General features: G+C 68.1%; 13 protein-coding genes. 6 read left to right on the plus strand and 7 right to left on the minus strand.

All coding sequences use genetic code 11. The features are described 5' to 3' along the window. Positions 1–69: 69 nt before the first annotated feature. Genes EGK63_RS12160 through EGK63_RS12170 form a run of 3 tightly spaced genes read left to right on the plus strand, consistent with a single transcriptional unit; the run spans position 70 to position 4148 of the window. Positions 70–2607, plus strand: a complete 2538-nt coding sequence (locus EGK63_RS12160; RefSeq protein ID WP_165906603.1) for a fimbria/pilus outer membrane usher protein — start codon at positions 70–72, stop codon at positions 2605–2607. Positions 2608–2609: 2 nt separating this feature from the next. Then, positions 2610–3560 (plus strand): hypothetical protein, encoded by a 951-nt coding sequence (locus tag EGK63_RS12165; RefSeq protein WP_125901711.1) that lies wholly within the window; start codon positions 2610–2612, stop codon positions 3558–3560. A gap of 42 nt (positions 3561–3602) precedes the next feature. After that, on the plus strand, positions 3603–4148 hold the full coding sequence (locus EGK63_RS12170; protein WP_125901712.1) for a hypothetical protein: 546 nt from the start codon (positions 3603–3605) through the stop codon (positions 4146–4148). Between the two features lie 244 nt (positions 4149–4392). On the opposite strand, the gene glyS is transcribed toward EGK63_RS12170, so the two are convergent. Both glyS and EGK63_RS12180 read right to left on the minus strand, forming a co-directional pair. Then, positions 4393–6603, minus strand: a complete 2211-nt coding sequence (glyS, locus tag EGK63_RS12175; protein WP_125901713.1) for a glycine--tRNA ligase subunit beta — start codon at positions 6601–6603, stop codon at positions 4393–4395. Further along, positions 6603–7502: a glycine--tRNA ligase subunit alpha gene (locus EGK63_RS12180; RefSeq protein ID WP_003165881.1), complete on the minus strand. Its 900-nt coding sequence runs from the start codon at positions 7500–7502 to the stop codon at positions 6603–6605. The genes glyS and EGK63_RS12180 overlap by 1 nt, the downstream gene beginning before the upstream one ends. A 111-nt stretch (positions 7503–7613) precedes the next feature. Between EGK63_RS12180 and EGK63_RS12185 the strand changes: the two genes are divergently transcribed. After that, a complete protein-coding gene (locus tag EGK63_RS12185) occupies positions 7614–8360 on the plus strand; it encodes a polysaccharide deacetylase family protein (protein WP_125901714.1) in 747 nt (248 codons plus the stop codon). Positions 8361–8600: 240 nt separating this feature from the next. On the opposite strand, the gene EGK63_RS12190 is transcribed toward EGK63_RS12185, so the two are convergent. The 5 genes from EGK63_RS12190 to EGK63_RS12210 all read right to left on the minus strand — a co-directional run bounded on the left by EGK63_RS12190 (position 8601) and on the right by EGK63_RS12210 (position 17691). After that, positions 8601–11828 (minus strand): autotransporter domain-containing protein, encoded by a 3228-nt coding sequence (locus EGK63_RS12190; RefSeq protein WP_243637678.1) that lies wholly within the window; start codon positions 11826–11828, stop codon positions 8601–8603. A 414-nt stretch (positions 11829–12242) separates the two neighbouring features. Next, a complete protein-coding gene (locus EGK63_RS12195) occupies positions 12243–13136 on the minus strand; it encodes a hypothetical protein (RefSeq protein ID WP_125901715.1) in 894 nt (297 codons plus the stop codon). Between the two features lie 35 nt (positions 13137–13171). After that, complete coding sequence (locus EGK63_RS12200; protein ID WP_125901716.1) at positions 13172–14071, minus strand: 4-(cytidine 5'-diphospho)-2-C-methyl-D-erythritol kinase; 900 nt, start codon at positions 14069–14071, stop codon at positions 13172–13174. A 7-nt stretch (positions 14072–14078) separates the two neighbouring features. Next, positions 14079–15953: a tetratricopeptide repeat protein gene (locus EGK63_RS12205; protein WP_125901717.1), complete on the minus strand. Its 1875-nt coding sequence runs from the start codon at positions 15951–15953 to the stop codon at positions 14079–14081. An 82-nt stretch (positions 15954–16035) separates the two neighbouring features. Continuing rightward, a complete protein-coding gene (locus tag EGK63_RS12210; protein WP_243637686.1) occupies positions 16036–17691 on the minus strand; it encodes an electron transfer flavoprotein-ubiquinone oxidoreductase in 1656 nt (551 codons plus the stop codon). 191 nt (positions 17692–17882) lie between these two features. Between EGK63_RS12210 and EGK63_RS12215 the strand changes: the two genes are divergently transcribed. Together EGK63_RS12215 and EGK63_RS12220 are read left to right on the plus strand one after the other, a co-directional pair. Next, positions 17883–18692, plus strand: coding sequence for a uracil-DNA glycosylase (locus EGK63_RS12215; RefSeq protein ID WP_125901719.1), 810 nt, complete (start codon positions 17883–17885; stop codon positions 18690–18692). 95 nt (positions 18693–18787) lie between these two features. Further along, positions 18788–20503: a lytic transglycosylase domain-containing protein gene (locus tag EGK63_RS12220; RefSeq protein WP_125901720.1), complete on the plus strand. Its 1716-nt coding sequence runs from the start codon at positions 18788–18790 to the stop codon at positions 20501–20503. Positions 20504–20692 lie beyond the last annotated feature (189 nt).

Raw genomic sequence — 20692 nt, forward strand, 5'->3', positions numbered from 1 at the left:
TCAAACGGCGCGGCCCCCGCCAGAGCGGCTCCGCTCCCGGAGGACGCGCCCATCATCACGGCCCCTCCCTTGCTCCAGGATTCACCTCAGGAAAGCGTCGCAACCGGCGCCACGCTTCAGGCTCCGGATCAAGCAGACGTTCAGACAGCGTCCACGGGTCAGACCGACGCAGCGCCTGCGGCTGTCGTTCGGCCGAACATCAACCCCTACAACCGCGATATCACCCTGACCGCGCCTCTGACCTTCAATCGGCGGCCGCTGGGGGAGGTGCCGGTAACGCTAACGCGCGACGACCGTTTCATCGTCGATTCAGCGGGCTTTCTTGAACTGATCGCTCCCCTGCTAACCGATGAGGCCGCTGCGGCGCTCACGATGAACCTGGCCGGTCAGCAGGGTTTCGAAGGCGACGAATTGGCAGATCAGGGCGTTTCGCTCGAATACGATCCGACGGCCCTGTCTCTGCTGGTAGTGCGCATCGCCCCCAACCTGCGCCGCCTGGAAGTCTTGTTCGAACGCGGCGGCCCCGAAGAAGCAGGCGTGTCTCCCCTTCCCTTCTCGGCCTTTCTGAACGCGGCGGCGTCCTGGAGCTATCGTCACGCGACCAGCGAAGCTCCCGCGCCGAATGTTTATCTAAACGGGGCCGGCCGCTGGCGGGGCCTGGTTCTGGAAGCCGAAGTTCAGGGACGCGAAACGCTGGGATCCGGCGACTATGAATGGCTGAGGCGCTACGCCCGTTTTGTCTATGATCAACCGCAGGAATACAGGCGCTGGACCGTCGGCGACCTCAACCCCGAGTTCCGCGGATTGCAGGGGTATGCCGATGTGGGCGGCGTCGGGGTGACGCGCCAAAGACGGCGTTTCGATCCTTATCGTCCGAACGTGTTCCGTCAGGATCGCCAACTGCTGCTGCAGAGCGAATCCACCGTCCGTATCTTGCGCAATGGCGCCCTAGTGCGCGAACTGCGCCTGGATCCTGGCCAGTACGACCTCTCCAACCTGCCGGTACAGACAGGCAGCAACGACCTGGAAGTCGTAGTGGTGGACGGATCCGGCGCATCACAGTCCTATCGCTACAGCGCCTATATCGACTCGATCGACCTCGACCCCGGCGAATATGAGTATGGTGGTTACTTCGGTGTCGTCGGGCGGCCCAGCTTCGGCCAGCCGGATTATTCGGATGGCGACCTCGCGTTCACCGGCTACTGGCGCAAAGCCTTCATCGACAGGCCCGCATTAGGCGTCGGGTTTCAGGCCAGCGAACGGGTCCAGATGGCCAACGCCCAGACCCAGTTCATCCTGCGCAACGGGTCGCGCCTGAACCTTCAGGCCGGCGCCAGCAACAGCAACACGGCCGGCAGCGGCTACGCCCTGGTCGCAGCCTACGACTTCTACATCGACCGCCCCACGACATCGGACTTCTTCACGCTCCAGTTCGAACATGTGTCGGAAGGCTTTGCGACGCTTTCGGACCCGGACGCGTCCAACCCAATCGCCTGGCAGGCCTATGGCCAATATTCTCGCGTCTTCTCCGATCGTCTCTACGGCAGCGTGGGCTTGGCCTACAACAAATCGCGAGACAACGCCGGACTGGGGGATTCCTTCCGCTCGGACCTGACGGCCAACTACGCCATCAGTCGCCAGTGGAGCGCCCAGGCGGGCGTGAACTACCTCAAATATGAGGACACGCCCGGCGGCCGCCGCGACCGCGACGGCTGGGGCTTTACCTTCGCCCTGACCTGGCGGCCGTCCAGCGACGTGCGCGCTGACGCGCGTTACGATTCCAACCTGAACAGCGCCAGCGCCTCCTTCTACAAGATCCCCGAGAATCTGGCGGGTTCGATCGGTTATTCCGCTATCGCCACCTATGACGACGGCCCCGCCAGTTTGACGGGCGGCGTCGACTATGTCGGCAACCGCTTCAACGCTTCGGTCTCGCACGCGGGATACGGCCAGGACTTCGGCTCCATCAGCGACCAGCAGGTCACGACGGCCAGCGTCTCGACCGCCATCGCCTTCGCGGGAGGCAAGGCCGCCATTGGCCGGCGCGTCGCCGACAGCTTCGCCATCCTGTACGGCCACCCCAGCCTGGAAGGCCGTCCGGTCATCGCCGGCGAAGTCCTGCGCGACGGCCGCTATTCGGCCGCCAGCGGGCCGCTGGGTCCGGTGCTCTATCCCTACCTGGGGTCGTATGTGAACGATTCCGTCTATTACGACGTCATCGACGTACCGGCCGGCTACGATATCGGCGAGGGTGTCCGGCGGGTGCGGCCGGCCTATCGCAGCGGCTACGCCTTCGAGATCGGTTCGGACGCCTTCGTCAGCGCCGTGGGATCCGTAACAGGGCGCGGCGCTGACGGCCCGACCCCCTTGTCGCTGATCGGCGGTCGCGTGATCGCCCTGGACGAACCGGACGCCCCTTCCCAGCCCTTCTTCACCAACAGCGTCGGTCGGTTCGCCGTCCAGGGGCTTAAGCCGGGCGGGCGCTATCGCGTCGAACTGTTCACTGACCCCAGGGGTGGTTTCGACTTTACCGTCCCGGGCGACAATGACGGCCTCTACAATCTGCGTGTCGTCCACATCGACATCGCTGCGCCCGAAGGAGATTGAGCATGAGCGTTCTTCAAAAGCGTGCGGCGACCGCCTTCGCCGGCATGGCACTGATCGCGTCGCTTGCTGCGGCCGGAGCCGCCTCGGCGCAGGCGTCGCGCCCGGCCCCCGGTTGCCAGGTGAGGATCGAGCCTCAGCAGGCGCGATGGGAGATCCGCGGCTACGACCCTTATGGCGACGATGCGGCCTTCGCCACCTTCGACATCGCCTGGTCAAACGACGGTGCAGCCGCCTGTGAGGGCGAGGTGGAAGTCAACACTGTGGGACAGCCGTTCGGTTTGCGGCCGACCACAGGACCGAGCGGCCGCTGGTCCACCCTGCCCTACAGCCTGACGGACGAGTTTTCGGCGGCGAACCTGACCCCGGTCGCGGGCCGATCCCAAGCCCGCCCAGGCGGCGCTGCCTTGGCGCTTCAGCCGGGCGCGCGCGTCCTGCGCCGCTATCGTCTCGAAGTCGATGTCGATCAACTCAGCCAGGACGGTCTGTTCGAACAGCCGGTGCAATTCGCCTTCCGCGCCAAGGACAATCGCATTTCAGCGGACAAGCTGCTGGTGCTTGCGCTCAACGTCCAGCCGTCGGCCGTCATGGGCCTGCGCGGCGCATTCACCCGCACGGACGGCGGCGGCCGGATCGAACTGGGCGAACTGGCCGAAGGCGGGACCAATCTGCCGCTGCAGGTGTGGGTCAAGAGCACCGGCGGCTATCGCGTCGCGGTGTCGTCGCGCAACAAGGGCCGCTTGGTGCTGGCCGAGGACTCGTCCTGGTGGGTGCCCTACCGCCTGAGCCTGGGTAGCCGTTCCATCAACCTGGGCACGGGTGGTCAGGTAGAGAGCCGCAAGGGCACCGGCCTGGGCGAAGACGCATATGATCTACAACTGCAGGTGGGTGAGACGGCGCGGCGTCGGGCCGGTCTCTATTCCGACCTGATCGAACTGACCGTGGCGCCGATCTGAACCGCAGGCGCTTTTCGCCGGGTTTTCGGTTAAGGGGCGGGCATGAGTCTTCCCCTTCTTCCCGACCGGACCTGTGGCGGCTGTGTCGAGTGCTGTCGCGTGATCCCGCTGGACCTGCCCGAACTGGCCAAGCCGACGGGCGAGCTGTGCGGCTATTGCGTTGATGGGGCCGGATGCTCGGTGCACGAAATCCGGCCGCAGACCTGCCGCGTGTGGTTCTGCCTGTGGCGCGCGGTCGAACTATCGGACAACTGGCGCCCGGACCGCAGCGGCGTGATCGTGCGGCCCGACGGGGTCGAGGACGGGGTGATCACCCTCTATGTCCTGCGCCGCTCGGACTTCCTAGCGGGGATGGAGTTCTTCGTCACTGTGGCGGGCTGGATCGCCGAGGGTATCGAGGTGGCCTTGAGCGTCCCCGGCCCGGTCGGAACCTATCCGGCGCGCGCCGTCGTCACCGACTGGCTGCGCCCGGCGATCGAGGACGGCGATCCCGAAGACTTCCTGGCCCGCGTCCTGGCCTCGCTGGAGCGGCTGGAGCAGCACGACTTCCAGCCGGACGGGATCACCGCCCTCTATGCGGTGGCCTGATCCTTCTCCCCTTGCGGGAGAAGGTGCTCAAGCAGCCGAAGGCGGTAGCACTCTCAGAGCTTTCTCCCCTTGTGGGAGAAGGTGGCCCGTCAGGGCCGGATGAGGGGTGGCGGCGCGAGGTTTGACAAGAGACCGTCAGCCCGTTTCCCTCGCACCCCTCATCCGTCCGGCTTCGCCGTCCACCTTCTCCCACAAGGGGAGAAGGATCATGTCGTTCGCTAACGCCTTCGGCTGCTTGAGCGCGTCAGCCCGCGATCTGGCCGAAATCGGCGACGCGGTTCATGACGCCGCGCACCTGAACCAGCAGCTTCAGGCGGTTTTCGCGCTCGTCCTTGTCGTCCGAGTTGACCATGACGGCGGTGAAGAAGGCGTCCACCGGGCCGCGCAGGGCGGCGAGCGCCGTCATGGCGGCGGCGAAGTCCTCGGCCTCCAGCGCGGCGTCCACGGCCGAGGCGGCGGCGGCGGCGGCGAAGGCCAGGGCGGTCTCTTCCGCCGGCTGGTTCGGCAGGCCGGTGGCGACGGCGCCTTCCGGCAGCGGTCCCTTCTTCTCCTCGGCCTTGAGCAGTTGGGCGGCGCGCTTGTAGCCCGCCAGCAGGTTCGCCCCGTCGTCCGTCGCCAGGAAGGCGGCCAGCGCCTCCACCCGACGCACGATCCGCACCAGATCGTCGTCGCCCAGCGCAAAGACGGCCGCCACGAGATCGTGACGCTGGCCCTTGTCGCGGAGCAGAACGGTCAGGCGGTCCATTACAAACAACCCAAAATCGAGGGAGCGTCGACGCTCCCACTCCTGAGGCGGCGTTTTCTCAATCGTATCAACGACAAGCACACCGGCAGTCTTTTGAGATACGCTTGAAAGCTGTTGCAACAGCCCATCGTCTGCCAAGTCGCCGCTCTTGCGAAGCGGCTCCAAGAAAGCCTCAAGCTTGTCAGCGCGGCCAGCCAACTGCTGAGCCATTAGTCGCCGCCCTGCATGGATGACGATATTCGAAAGCTCGACCCGCACCCCATTCTCCAGCACCAGCCGGATCACGCCCAGCGCGGCGCGGCGAAGCGCATAGGGGTCTTTCGAGCCCGTGGGCTTTTCGTCGATGGCGAAGAAGCCGACCAGGGTGTCCAGCTTTTCGGCCATGGCGACGGCGACCGTGACCGGGGCGTTCGGGACGGTGTCGCCCGGTCCCTGCGGCTTGTAGTGGTCGCGGATGGCGTCGGCCACGGCGTCGGGCTGACCGGCCAGGCGGGCGTAGTAGCCGCCCATGATCCCCTGCAGTTCCGGGAACTCGCCCACCATGCCCGAGGCCAGGTCGGCCTTGGACAGGCGCGCGGCCTGTTCGGCCTGCGCCGGATCGGCGCCGACCAGCGGGGCGATCTCGCGCGCCAACGCCGCGATGCGGTCCACCCGCTCGGCCAGCGTGCCCAGCTTGGCGTGGAAGGTGACGTCCTTCAGCTTGGCGTTCCAGGCGTCGAAGCCGACCTTCTGGTCCTCGGTCCAGAAGAACTCGGCGTCGCTGAGGCGGGCCGACAGCACCTTGGCGTTGCCCGCCGCCAGAGCCTGCCCCCCGTCGGTCGCCTCGACGTTGGCGACGACGACGAAGTGTGGCGCCAAGCCTTCCTTGCCCGGTTCGCGCACGGCGAAATACTTCTGGTGCACCTTCATCGACAGCTGGACCACTTCCGGCGGCAGGGCCAGGAACTGGGGGTCCATGTCGCCGAGGATCGGCGTCGGCCATTCGGCCAGGCCCGACACCTCGTCCAGCAGGCCGTCGTCATCGACCAGGGCCAGCCCCCTGGCCGCGCACACGGCCTTGGCGCCTTCGAGGATGCGCAGCTTGCGGTCGGCGGCGTCCAGCAGGACGAAGTTGCGCTCCAGCTTGGCGCGATAGTCGGCGAAGTCCTTGACCGCGAACGGCTGGCCCGCGCCCATAAAGCGGTGGCCCTCGGTCACGTCGCCCGAGGGGATGCCGTCCACCTCGAACGGGATCACCGCCCCGTCGTACAGGGCCAGAATGCGCTTGATCGGCCGCACCCAGCGCAGGGTTCCCGTGCCCCAGCGCATCGACTTGGGCCAGGGGAAGTGGCGGATGATGTCGTCGACGCTCTCGGCCACGACCTCGGTGGTCGCGCGGCCCTTGCTGCTGATTTCGGCGAACCAGACGCCGTCGCGCTCGACCAGTTGGTCCTGCGTCAGGCCGGTCTTGCGCAGGAAGCCTTCCAGCGCCTGCGCGGGGGCCGAGGTCTTCGGGCCCTTCAGCTCTTCATTGCGGTCGGGCGTGGCGGCGGGCAGGCCGTCGATGACCAGCGTCAGGCGGCGCGGCCCGGCGTAGGTGGTCAGCGCCTCCCAGGTCAGGCCCGCGGCCTTCAGGCGGTCCGACGCCATGCGCTCCAGATCGCGCGCGGCGCCGGGCTGCATGCGGGCGGGGATTTCTTCGGAGAAGATTTCGAGGAGAAGCTGGGACATCAGGCGGTCGCCCGTTCGTGTTCGACTTGAGCGAGGGCGCAGGCTTTGCACAGGTCGCGGATGCGGCCGATGTAGCTCTGGCGTTCGGCGACGGCGATGGCGCCACGGGCGTCCATCAGGTTGAACAGGTGCGAAGCCTTCAGCACCTGGTCATAGGCGGCCAGCACCAGCGGCTGTCCTTGCGGCCCCTTCATGGTCAGGAAGTGGGCGGCCTCGCGCTCCATGTCCTCGAAGCGGCGCTTCAGCGCGGCGACGTCATAGCCGTGGAAGTTGGCTTCCGACTGCTGGCGCTCGTTCTCGAGGAAGACTTCGCCATAGGTCAGGCCTTCCTTGTTGAACTTCAGGTCATAGACGTTGTCGACGCCCTGAACATACATGGCCAGACGCTCCAGCCCGTAGGTCAGCTCGCCCGAGACGACGTCGACCTCGATACCGCCGACGCCCTGGAAATAGGTGAACTGCGTCACCTCCATGCCGTCGCACCAGACCTCCCAGCCCAGCCCCCAGGCGCCGACGGTGGGGTTTTCCCAGTCGTCCTCGACGAAGCGGATGTCGTGCAGGCTGGGGTCAATGCCGATGGCGCGCAGGCTGTTGAGATACAGCTCCTGCAGGTTGTCGGGGTTCGGCTTCAGGATGACCTGATACTGGTAATAGTGCTGCAGCCGGTTGGGGTTCTCGCCGTATCGGCCGTCGCCGGGACGGCGCGACGGCTGGACATAGGCGGCCTTCCACGGCTTCTTGCCCAGCGCCCGCAGCACGGTGGCGGGGTGCAGGGTGCCGGCGCCGACCTCGATGTCATAGGGCTGCAGGATGGCGCAGCCCTGCTCGCTCCAATAGTGGTGCAGGGTCAGGATCAGATCCTGAAACGAAAGAGGTTCAGCAGCGGCCACGGTCGACATTTCGGTCCGATTTCGGGAGGCGCGGACCATAGGGCCGCCACGCTTCGCCAGCAAGGCGAGGCGGTGGAAACCTTCACCCTTCCGCAAGCGCATCTGCGCTAGAAGGCGGCCATGATGCAGCAACGGATCGATCAGATGCGCCGCCGGGCGGCGCGCTACCTGGGCGTCAGGCCGGTGACGGTCGCGCCTGCGCGCGGGATTCTCAGCCTCAGCTTCGACGACTTCCCGGCCAGCGCCTGGACCGAGGCGGGGCCGATCCTGGCCGAGCACGGGATCAAGGCGACCTACTATGTCGCGGGCGGCCTGTGCGGCGGCGAGAACATCGGCAAGGCCCAGTTCGAGGTCGAACACCTGCAGGCCGCGCATGAGGCGGGCCATGAGGTCGGCTGCCACACCTTCGACCACGTCAGCGCCCTGCGCCTGAGCCCCGCCGACCTGACGGGCCAGTTGGCACGCAACGCCGAGTGGGTCGCCGAGCGGCTGGACAGCCACGTCATGACCACCTTCGCCTGGCCCTTCGGCGACGTGGCTCTAGGCGCCAAGGCGGTGATCGACGAGCGGTTCCTGCTGGGGCGCGGCGTGCGCGACGGGGTCAACGCCGGACGCGCCGACCGGGCCAACCTTCAGGCCATCGGCCTGGAGTCCCGCCGCCTGCCCCACTACGACCTGGAGGCTCTGGTCGCCCGCGCGGCCGAGGCGCCCGGCTGGCTGATCGCCTATGGCCATGACGTCGAGAGCGATCCCACCCCCTACGGCTGCACGCCCGAAGACCTGGACCGCCTGATCCGTCTGGCCAAGGCGGCGGGGCTGGAGATCCTGCCGGTCGGCGAGGCGTGGGAGCGATTGGGCGGCGCCTGAATCTTCCTCACCGCTCATCCCGGCGGACGCCGGGATCCAGTAAGAGCCTCCCGCGCGGCCGTCTGAGGTGAGCGAGCCAGCTATCCGCCTTGGAGTTGGCAGCCAAAGCACTGGATCCCGGCGTCCGCCGGGATGAGCGGTTTCAACATGCGCCGCCCAAAGAAAAACGCCGCCGCCCGCTGAGGGCGACGGCGTCTGTCCGTCAGGATCGCCGGGGCCGAAGCCCCGGCGCCCGCCTTATCAGAACCGGAAGCTGACGCGGCCGGTCAGGCGATGGTCCTTGTAGTCGTCGTTGAAGACGCCCGAGTAGCCGACCTCGATGTTGGTCGACTTGGACGCCTCGATGTTGAAGCCCAGGCCCGCCTGCAGCGCGCCCGAGTTCAGGTCGGCGCCTTCGACGCGGAACACCGGACCGTCCGAGAAGGCCGCGTTGAACACGGGGCCGTCGCCGCTCAGGTCTTCGGTCCAGGCCAGGTGGCCGATCGCCGACAGCGCCGGACGGCCGTTGCCGCCCGCCAGATGCGTCTCAGAGCGCAGACCCGCCGTCAGCAGGTCCGAGGTCTGGGAGACGTCGCCCGACAGGGCCGCGTCGCCGCCGCGCTCGACCACGTCCGCATCATATTCGACGCGGGTGTAGTTCAGGTACGGCTCCAGCACGGTCGAGGCCATGACCGACTTGCGCCACGACACTTCACCGTAGGCCTGCCAGGCTTCGCCGTCGTAACGGCCGGTCAGTTGCTCGTTGAAGCGGTTCAGCGAGGCCGAACGGTCGGTGCGGGTGCGCGAATCCATCCAGGCGCCGCCCAGACGGAAGTCGAAGCCGCCCAGCGTCGCGGCGCCGTAGACGCCGATGTGCTGGGTCTTGACCTCGCCCGTCGAACGCAGACGGTTGGCGCGGATTTCCGACTGGCTCTCACCGACGGCGACGCCGATGTGGGCGCGGCCGTTCAGCGTCTTCTCGACACCGGCCAGATAGCCGGTGGCCTCGCTGCGGAAGCCGGCCAGTTCGCCGTTGTCCTGACGTCCGCTGCCGAAGACGCCCGAGGCCCAGACGGCGACGCCGCGGCCGTCGGTCGCCTCGGTCGTGCCGTTACGGCCGCGCGTCAGCATGGCGTCGCGGATGAAGCGCGAGTCGCCCGAAGCGACGCCCGCCAGGGTGGCGTGAACCTCGCCCGTCAGGCTGTTCAGAGCCGCGCGGACGTTGTCGGCGCTGCCGTCCAGGATGGCGTCTTCCAGAGCCGTGTTGCGGCCGGCCGGCGGATTGGTCATGGCCGAGGCGGTCATGACGTCCAGGGCCCCGCCCAGCGCCTTCTGGTTCGGGGTGGTCCCGACCGAGGCGATGGTGACGTCGTTGCGCGCCAGCGTCAGATGCACGGTGTTGGCGCTGTAAGTCAGCATCGGCGTCAGGAAGGCCAGATCGCTCTTGGCGCCCGTGAAGGTTCCGGTGACGCCGCCCGCCGACTGCAGGATGTTCATGCGGGTACGCAGGTTCCAGTTGCCCTGGTCGGCCTTCACGATGACCTCGCCGCCTTCCAGCGTGGTCTTGCCTTCCACCGCGAGACGCGAGTGCGCCGCGCCGTTCACGTTCGAGCGGATCCACAGATAGGAACCGGCCTTGAATACGGCGTCGTCGGCGACCGTCAGCGTACCGAACAGATTGCCCGAGCCGCCCGGCGCCAGAACGCCGCCCTTCTCGACGGTCAGGCCGGCCAGACGACCAACGCCGCCCAGCATGCCCAACTCGGCCACGGTCGAGGCCGAGTTGATCAGGCTGCCGTTGACGGTCAGCAGGCCGCCCTCGACGCGGGTGACGCCGCTGTAGTCGTTGGCGCCCGTCAGGATCAGCTCGCCGCCGCCCTTCTTGACGATGCCGCCGATATCGTCGGGGTAGGACGCCAGAACCTCGGCCGAATAACGATCGCGGGCGTCGCCGATGTCGTTGCTCCACACGTCCACCGTGCCGACGCGGACATCGACATCGCGGACGTCGCGCAGGGCCGTCGGGCCTTGCAGGGCGACCTGCATCTGAGGCGCGCCCCAGCCCGACTTCAGGTCCACCCCAGGCGTGTCCAGGTCCAGCGAGCTGGAGACCAGGATGTCGCCGATCAGGGCCGTGTCGTATTCGGGGAAGTGCTCCATCAGCAAGGCCGCGAAGCCCGAGATGTTCGGCGCCGCCATCGAGGTGCCCGTATAGGCCTCATAGCCCGGCCCCGTGTAGGTGATCAGCGTCTCCAGGCGCTGCATCAGCAGGGCGTTGGCCTGGGTCAGCACGTCGGACGAGAAGTCCGGCGTCAGAAGGGCCATGTTGTTGGTCGAGGTCAGCAGACCCGCGAGCTGAGCGGTGAAGCCGTTCGGATCGCCCAGACGACCGCCGGAGATCAGGGTGATGGCGACGGCCTCTTCGGCCACGCGACGACGCGCGGCGGCCTCGTCGAACGGGCGCCCGGCGGCGGCGGCGGCGCGCTTGTTGGTCAGATAGGCGTTCAGCTCGCCCAGGAAGCGGTTCACCGAAGCGGTCTGCAGCGCCGCGACGCTCGTCGCCGTATAAAGCGGGCGATAGTCCGCCGGACGGTAGATTGCAGCGATAGCGTTCAGGCTGAAGTCGTAACCCGGCACCGACGAAACGATTTCATGGCCCGGTCCTGCAACGCACCAGGTCGCGGTCTGGCCGCAGAAGCTGGTCGAGGCGCTGGGCGTCAGGTCGCTTGTGTAGTTGGCGACGGACAGCCAGTTGGAGCGCAGACGTGGATCGAACATGGGCGCGGCGGCGTCGATGCCGGCGTGAGCCCCGTAGCCGTTACCCGCCGAGAAGACGACCAGGACGTCGTTGTCGAGCACCGGCTTGTAGAAGTCGCCGTAGTTGCTGCGGGGGCCGAAGGCCTGGCGCACCACCGCCTCGGACGCATTGTAGGGCAGGCTGTTGCCCGAGCCCCAGCTGTTGTTGATGATCCGCACCTCGCCCGTGGCGGCCAGATCAACGATGTTGGTCTGGGCCGTGCTGACGATATCGCCGTTGATGAAGACGTCGCGGTACCAGAGGAAGTCGCCGGCGGCGAAATTGGTCGTGGCCGAATAGATGTTAGCGCCGAAGGCGTTGCCGAACATGGCCTCGCCTTCGATGCGGGCGCCGCCGATGGTGCCGGCGACGTGGGTGCCGTGGCCTTCCCAGCGACGACGCGGGTTGATGCGGCCGTCATTGCCGTAGTCGTCAGAGACGACTGTGTTCAAGCCCTTGATCTTGCCTGCGCCGCCGAACAGCGGGTGGTCCATGTAGACGCCCGCGTCATTGACGCCGACCGTCAGGCCCTTGCCCGTCAGACCCAGGGCATAGGCGTGCTCAAGCCCCAGATAGGCCTTGGAGTAGTCGACCGAGAACTGGGCGTCTTCGCGCCAGGACGTCAGCGCCGCGTCGTAGTCCGCAGTGCGCGACCCGTCCGCCATGTAGAACCCGCCCGGCGGCGGCGTCACATTCGCCTGAGCCGAAACATCACTCGCTCACACAAGGGCGGAACCGGCGACCGCAACAAGAAGTCCGGCCTTGAACGCGTTGATCATAATCCCCCACAACGACAATGGTTATTGAGTAAGGCTGCGTACGCCCGACGGTCCCCTGACCGCCGATTCACGTCGCTCCTCCCGGCCCCATTTGAGACGGAAACTTCCGCCTACTGTCAATCGCGGAACGCAGATTCTTCTTCACAAAAAGGAGTTTCCGAAACGGCCACGCTTCAGCGCGCCCAAATTGGAATTTCTAGCCCCGCCGGCGCCCTTCGCGACAAAACGCCGGTCCAACTCGCGAAATCACGCCCGTCGCCTCGACATCGCAACACAGGGGCGCGCTAAAATGTCGCAGATGTTCCGAGTGAAGCCATCATGGCGGCGTCAGATCCGTCCCTGCGTCTCGGCCCAACGGATCAACGACCTGCGCGGCCAGCACAACAGCCAGGAGCAGGCGCTGTACTCGCCCGACTCGATCATGGCGCGGCGGGTGGGCGAGGAGGCGGAGGCGCGCTCGTCGTGGATCTCGCCGCCGCCCTGATGGATCATGAAGGCGCCGTTCTTCATCGGCGTGGCGCGCAGGTAGGTCAGGCGCGGGCTGATGGTCTCCAGCGGAGGATCGAAGAACCAGCTGGAGCCGATGACGCCCGCCAGTTCCGGCCGCGTCTTCAACAGGGCGGCGGCGGCGGCCCAGTTGCGCTCCCAGCCCGCTTCGTTGAAATCCGACAGGTCGCGCGCTTCGGTGTGGGTCTCAAGCCACGGACGCCAGCCGCCCGCCTGGACCCAGGCGATCAGGGGGCCGGGGCCGCGCCCGCCCAGCATGTGTCGCACCACCAGCCCCGGCCCGACGGGCGAGGACAGGTCCAGCATCTGAGTGTTGCTGCCCGGCACGCTGAGCGCCAGGGACACCCGCACGTCCTTGGCCCAGAAGTCGGGGTCATACGAATCCGCCCCGCTGTCCAGATAGGCGGCCAGCCGGTCCACATAGGTCGGATAGCCCGCCAGCACGACTTGCGGCAGGCGCTCGGTGGCGATGCGGCCGGGCAGCTCCAGCGCCCAGGCGGCGATCAGGCCGCGCCTCTGGTCGTCGTTGGCGTCCTCGCCCAGCAGGCCGTCGACGGTGCGGGCGGCCAGTTCGAAGTCCCAGTGCGGGGCGACCTCGGCGGCGGCGCGGGCGGCGGCGTCCTTGATCTCGTTCACGCGGGCGCGGTCGGCGGGCGACAGGCGCGACAGGGCGCGTTCAAAGGCGGCGGTCTGTTCGGGCGAGAGCTGGGTCATGGCGGCCAGCTTGGCCGCAGGGGCTGTAAATCCGGTTAAATAACCGCACGCGGTTCGATATCCGGCGCGCCCAGCACCACCGGCCGCGACCACCAGCCCGGCCGATCCAGGGCGAAGGCCGCCTCGATCGCCGCCGCCCGGTCGTCAAACAGGCCGAAGACCGTCGCGCCCGACCCCGACATCCGCGTCAGTCGACAGCCCGGCGCGGCGCGCATGGCGGCCAGCGCCGCTTCGATGCCCGGCGTGACGGCCAGGGCGGGCGCTTCCAGGTCGTTCCGCTGGGCCGACAGCCAGTCGATGACGGAGGCGACGGACCAGTCGATGGGCCACGACGGCCGGTCCGCATCCCCGGCGGGCGCGGCGTCATAGGCGCGATAGACCGCCCCCGTCGGCGACGGCAGGCCGGGGTTGAGCAGCACCCCATGCAGGATCGGCAGGCGCGGCTCGTCTTCCAGCGCCTCGCCGACGCCCGAAGCCCAGGCCGGGCGCGCCCGCAGGCACATGGGGCCGTCCGCCCCGGCGGCCAGGGCCAGACGCTCCAGCGCGCCTCCCGTCAGATCGAGGCCCAGCAGGCGCGCCGTCAGCCGCAGCGCCGCACCTGCGTCCGCCGAACCTCCGCCCAGACCAGCGGCGATGGGCAGGCGCTTGTCCAGAGTCACGGCCACGGGCGGTTCGCCGATCCCGACCGCCTCGCCCAGGGCGCGCAGGGCCTTGAGGATCAGATTGTCGCCCTCCCCGTCCAGACCGGCGGCGAACGGCCCCTCGACCCTCAGCGACAGGGCCTCGGCGCGACGCACCGTCACCCGGTCGCCGACATCGGCGAAGACGGCCAGGCTGACCAGCGGATGATAGCCGTCGGCCCGCACCGGCCCGACATGCAGCAACAGATTGATCTTGGCCGGCGCCAGGCCGCTCAGAACATCGGAAACAGACATGGCGGCGTCAGTCGTCCGAACCCAGGCCGTGATCCCCGGTCGGATTCTGATTCAACCGGTCGCGCAGCTTGGCCTCGACCTCGCCGCGGCGCTTGTCGTCGACCTTCAGCGTCAGCACGCGGTTCCACTGGAAGCCCGCCTCGCGCTGACGGCCCACGGCCCAATAGGCGTCGCCCAGATGGTCGTTGATCTCGGCGTTGGCGGGCTCCTTGTCGACCGCGCCCTCCAGATTGACCACCGCCGCCTCATACTGCCCCTGGCGGAACTGAGCCCAGCCGAGCGAGTCCTGAATGTTGCCGTCCTTGGGATCCGCGGCGTGAGCCCGGGCGATCATGGCGGCGCCTTCCGCGACGCGCGTCCCGGTATCGACCCACAGATAGCCGAGGTAGTTCAGCAGGGTCGGATTGTCGGGCTGCATCTGCAGGGCGGCCCACAGCTCGGCCTCGGCCTGCGCGTCCTGATCCAGGGCCTCATAGGCGGCGCCGCGCAGGAAGTGGGTTTCATAGCCCTGATCCGCCGTATTCAGCAGCGGACCGTTCAAGAGCTCCAAAGCCTCCTCCCGCCGCTCCATCTGCAGCAGCTGGCTGGCCAGCATATACGCCACCGTGGCTTCGTCAGGTCGCACCGAAGCCGCCCGGCGGAGTTCGACCAAGACTTCGTCGTCAAGGCCGGTCTTGGACAGGCTGATCGCCATCTGCACGCGCGCGGCGGCGTAGATCGCAGGCGAGGCCTCGCTGACGTGAGCCAGGGCGGCGCGGCCGGCGGGCTCGATCCCGCCCTGGATCAAGGTCTGGCCGATGAGCAACTGGGTATTGTCGCTGGGAGCCAGATTCTGAGCCAGGCGCAGATAGACGGCGCCGAATTCATAGGCGCGCTGGGCGATCATCTGATCCGCAGCGGTGCGCAGGGCCTGAGCCGCCCCCTCGCGGAAGTTCAGCAAGGCCGGCGGACGCGCCTTGGACAGCACCCGTTCGCGCCCTTCCATGACACGGCGGTCGGCGGTACGAGCCGCGACGGCCGCGTCATACTGGACCAAGGCGTCGTCGCGACGGCCTCGCCGCTCCAGGAACTCGCCATAGGACTGGCGGAACAAAGCGCCGGCCAGGGCGTGGCTGGTCAGGTCGCGCCACTCGGCGTCGGCTTCATCATAACGACGACGCTGCTCCAGTAGGCGGGCCCGGTTACCGCGCGCCACCAAGGCGCTGACAGGATCGAATTCGGCCGGCGGCATGGCAAGCGCGCGGTCCCAGTCCCCAGCGGCGGCGGCGATCCAGGCCTGAACATAGAAACCAGCGCGGTCATGCGGCTCGCCCACCGGGGCGACCTTCAACTCAGCATTGGCGCGGCGGGCGCCCCCGCCGGCATAGGTCTGTACCGCCTGCACCAGACGCCCCGCCTGGACGATGACCGGCGACACCTCGGGATCCGTGGGGGCGATGCGGCCCGCCTCGTCCAGATCGCCGGCCAGAAGCGCGGCGGTAAAAGCCTGTTCGCGCACGCGCGGCTGTTCCGGCGTCAGGGCGTAGACACGGCTGAGATAGTCGGCGCCGACTGCGCTCTCGCCGCTGGTCAGGGCGTTGCGGCCCGCCAGATAGAGGCCGAAGGCGCTGTTCTTCTCGGCGTCCAGAGGGATCGGCGCCCATTCGGCGGGAATGGGCGTGACCTTGGGTTCCTCGGGCGTTTCCGGCTCGTCGGCGATGATGATGTGCGGAACGGGGTCGCCGTTCGGCTCAGCATCCTGTGCTTCAGCCTCCTGCGCTTCTTCGGCCGAGGTTTCCGGCGCGGGCGCGGGAGCCTCCTGCGCCAGGGACGGCGCGGCCAGCGACAGCGCAAGGGCGGAAGCCGCCAGGAACAGGGCAGGACGAGAAGAGACGAAACGCATGGCCGGACCCTTCACGCTTTCCCCTGCGCCCGCAAGAGTCTGAAAGCGCAAATCCCTCTCCCGCCGGGAGAGGGTTGTCGGCTTACATGTTCGGATAGTTCGGGCCGCCGCCGCCTTCGGGCGTGGTCCAGACGATGTTCTGCGACGGATCCTTGATGTCGCAGGTTTTGCAGTGAACGCAGTTCTGGGCGTTGATGACGAAACGCGGATCGGCGCGGTTCGCCTCGTCCGCATAGACGACTTCGTACACCCCCGCCGGGCAATACAGCCGCGCGGGCTCGCCGTACTTCGGCAGGTTGACGTTGATCGGCACGGACGGGTCCAGCAGCTTCAGGTGCGCGGGCTGGTCCTCGGCGTGGTTGGTGTTGGAGATGAAGACGCTCGACAGCTTGTCGAACGACAGCTTCCCGTCCGGCTTGGGATAGGCGATCGGCTTGTGCTGCGAGGCGGGCTCGGTCGAGGCCGCGTCGGTCTTGCCGTGACGCAGGGTGCCGAAGAAGGAGAAGCCGCCCGTCAGGTGGTTGACCCACAGGTCGAACATGCCGACCGCCCCGCCCATCATCGTGCCCAGCTTGGACAGCAGCGGCTTGGCGTTGCGGACGACCTTTAGCTCCTTATAGACCCACGAGCGCAGATAGGCGGCCTGATAGGCGCTCAGCACGTCGCCCTCGCGGCCCTCTATGACGGCGTCATAGGCGGCGTCGGCGGCCAGCATGCCGGTCTTCATCGCGTTGTGGCTGCCCTTGATGCGCGGCACGTTCACGAAGCCCGCCGAACAGCCGATCAGGGCGCCGCCGGGGAAGGCCAGTTTCGGCACCGACTGGAAGCCGCCCTCGGTGATGGCGCGCGCGCCGTAGGAGACGCGAGTGCCGCCCTCCAGATGCTCGGCGATGGCCGGGTGGTGCTTGAACTGCTGGAACTCGTCGAACGGCGACAGGAAGGGGTTCTTGTAGTTCAGGTGGACGACGAAGCCGACGGACACATAGCGATCGCCGAAGTGATACAGGAACGAGCCGCCGCCCGTCTTGTCGTCCAGCGGCCAGCCGGTGGTGTGCTGGACCAGGCCGGGCTGGTGCTTCTCGGCCGGGATCTGCCACAGCTCCTTCAGGCCGATGCCGAACTTCTGCGGGTCGGCGGCGTCGCACAGGTTGTGGCGGGCCATGATGGTCTTGGCCAACGAGCCGCGCACGCCCTCGGCGATGAAGACGTATTTGCCGTGCAGTTCGAGGCCCGGCTGGAACTCACCGGTCGGTTTGCCCTCGCGGTCGATGCCGAAGACGCCGGCGACGACGCCCTTCACCCGGCCCGTCTCTTCCTCCCAAACCACATGGCTGGCGGCCATGCCGGGATAGACCTCGACGCCCAGGGCTTCCGCCTGTTCGGCCAGCCAGCGCGCGACATTGCCCAGCGAGGCGATGTAGCAGCCGTCATTGTGCATGAAGGGCGGCATCGCGAACATCGGCAGGGAGGCCTGCCCCTGCGGACCCAGGACCAGGAACTTGTCCTTGGTCACCGGCGTCTCCAGCGGGGCGCCGCGTTCCTTCCAGTCGGGGAACAGCTCGTTCAGCGCCTTGGGGTCGATGACCGCGCCCGACAGGACGTGGCCGCCGATCTCGGCCGATTTCTCGAGCACGGCGACGGAAATCTCCTTCCCGTCCTTCTCGGCCCGCTGTTTCAGGCGGATGGCGGCGGACAGGCCGGCGGGGCCGCCGCCGACGATGACGACGTCATACTCCATGACCTCGCGCTCGACGCCCGCCAGGGCCTCGAGCGGCGGCAGGTTGTCGATGACGGCTTCCTGCCATGCGTTCCTGGCGCCGCCTTCGATCATTTCCTCGGCCATGTCCCCTGAATCCTCGTTGTCGTCGTGGTTATCCGCCTTATCGGGAGGTGACGCGGGGGCGGTCAAGGCCTATTGCCTATAGTCAGATGAACGCCCCTTCCCTCGACATGGCTGCCGCAGAGGCCCTGTTCGCCTTCTGGCGCGACGCAGGCGTGGACGCCTGTTTCGAGGCGGAGCCGGTCGACCGCACCGTCTTCGTCGCCCCCGTCGCGGCCAAGGGTCCGGCCACGATCACCTCCTTGCGCGCTCCCGGCGCCGCGCCCGCGCCCGGCGAAGCGGCGGCCGAGGCCCGTCGCCTGGCGGCGACGGCCGCCACGCTGGACGAACTGGCCGAGGCCGTCGCCGCCTTCGAGGGCTGCCCCCTGCGCGCCATGGGCGCCCGCCAGTCCGTCTTCGCGCGCGGCAATCCGCAAGGATCGCTGATGATCGTCGGCGAAGGCCCCGGCGCCGAGGAAGACGCGCGCGGCCAGCCCTTCGTCGGCCAGGCGGGCCAGCTGCTGGACCGCATCCTGACGGCGGCGGGCCTGCTGGACGACGCCTTCATCACCAACACCGTCTTCTGGAAGACGCCCGGCAACCGCACCCCGACGCCGCAGGAACAGGCGGTCTGCGCCCCCTTCCTTGAGCGCGCTGCGGCCCTGCTGAAGCCCAAGGCGGTGCTGCTGGTCGGGGCGGCGGCGGCCAAGGCCGTGCTGAAGACCGACGACGGCATCATGCGCACGCGCGGCCAGTGGCGCGAATGGCGATTGTCCGAAGGCGGAATCGCCGCCCCCGTCATGGCCACCCTCCACCCCGCCTTCCTGTTGCGTCAGCCGCAGGCCAAGGGTTTGGTTTGGAAGGATATTCTAGATTTGTCCGCTCGCCTGCGCGGCGAAGTGGTTGAGCCGGACGCCTGATTCAGGCATCCTGAACTCTTGGAGACCAGTCCGCAGAGCGTCGTAGAATCCCGAATCGAGACGGGACCGACGCCGACGAAGGGGGCCGCCGCGTCATGTATTCTTTCCGCCGGACGCGTCGTGCGTCTCTGTTCGCCTTCACGCTTTGCGCTCTTGCTGCGACCGCAGCCCAGGCTGAAGATGTCGATACCTCCCGACCCTATGTCGCCGCTGGCGCAGACTCTGGCGCGGACGCCTCGCCTTCGCCCACGGCGCTGAGCAGCGAGGATCGTCTCAGCTACACCACCGCCTTCGACGCCCTGCGTCGCGGCGACCTGGAGCTGGCCCGCGCCTCGGCGCGTCAGGCCAAGGATCGCGTCCTGCTGGGCCAGGTCGAGTTCGAGCGCCTGTTCCACCCCAGCCACGTCGCCACCTATGACGAGCTGGCGGCCTGGCTCGAGACCTATTCCGACCTGCCGATGGCCGAGCGGGTCTATACCCTGGCGATGCGGCGCCTGCCCGACGGCGCGGCCGAGCCCAAGCGCCCCGGCGGCCTGCTGACCCGCACCTGGGCCAGCCTGACCAGCTCTGGCTCAGGCTCTGGCGACGGCGGCGTCAACGACCCGGCCAAGGCCGCGCGCGTGGCCCTGAACAACGACGACCTGGCCGGCGCCTACACGATGGGCCAGCAGATCGGCGACTGGTGGACGGCGGGCCTGGCCGCCTGGCGCATGGAACAGCACGCCGACGCCTTCCGCGCCTTCGAGCACGTCGCCCAGGATCCGACCGAGGATCCGTGGGTGCGCTCGGGCGGCGCCTTCTGGGCGGCGCGGGCGGCGGGCCAGTCGGGCCGCCAGGATCGCGTGACCGAATACCTGCGCCAGGCCGCGCGCTGGCCGGCCACCTTCTACGGCCAGATCGCCCTGCGCCAACTGGGCGAGGAGCCGGTGATCGAGAACCAGGGGCCGCGCCCCTATGAGGCGACGCTGCAACGCGCCTCATTCACCCCCGAGCCGATCGGCGTGGATACGCGCGCGCTCAACGCCTTCATCCGCTCCGACGAGGACGCCCGCCGCACCGTGGCCCTGTATGAGGTCGGCCGCCGCAACGACGCCGAGCAGGCCGCCCGCAACGGCCTGCGCGCCGCCAGCGGCGACAGCGCCGCGCGCCAGATGTGGGTCGGTCTGTATCGCCTGGTCGCGCCCGGCCGCGCGGCCCAGTCCGAGGCCAGCCGCATCGACGCCGTCCGCTATCCGATGCCGGACCTGCAGCCGATGGGCGGCTTCACCATCGAGAGGGCGCTCGTCTACGCCATCGCGCGCAAGGAGACGGACTTCAACGCCAACGCCCGTTCCGGCGCCGGCGCCTATGGCCTGATGCAGGTGATGCCGACCACGGCCGCCCACATGACCGGCGACCAGGGCTATGTCCGCACGCCCCAGCGCCTGCTGGACCCGGCGGTGAACATGAAGCTGGGTCAGGATTATGTGAACCGCCTGTTCCAGATCGAGTCCTTCCAGGGCGACCTGCTGAAGGCGGTGGCCTCGTACAACGCCGGACCGGGTCCGATGCTGGCGGCGATCCGCAAACTGGGCGCCGACGCCGATCCCCTGCTGCTGATCGAGACCATCGACGTGCCTCAGGCGCGCGAATACGTCGAGAAGGTCGTCGCGGCCTACTGGATCTATCAGCGCATGATGGGCGGGCCGGTGAAGACGCTGGACGCCGTGGCCTCGGGCGCGCGCGCCGTGCCGATCCGCCTGGATTACGTCGCGCCGCCCCCTGCGCCCCTGCAGGTGGCCGAGGCCGTGCTGGGCGGCGGCTCGCGCTGAGGCGCGGGCTTCAGATCATCAGGGACGCCAGTGAAGCCCAGACCAGGGCCAGAACGACCGCCGCCAGGACATAGGCGCGCGCCGTGCGCGCCCAGTCGGTGTTCCTGCTGATCGTACGCATGGCTCCGCCCCTCCGAGAACAAGCTGGACTATAAGTCCGCTCTCTTAAACCCGCGTTCTCAGGATCGG

Source organism: Brevundimonas sp. 357 (genome assembly GCF_003938605.1).
Taxonomy (GTDB): Bacteria; Pseudomonadota; Alphaproteobacteria; order Caulobacterales; family Caulobacteraceae; genus Brevundimonas.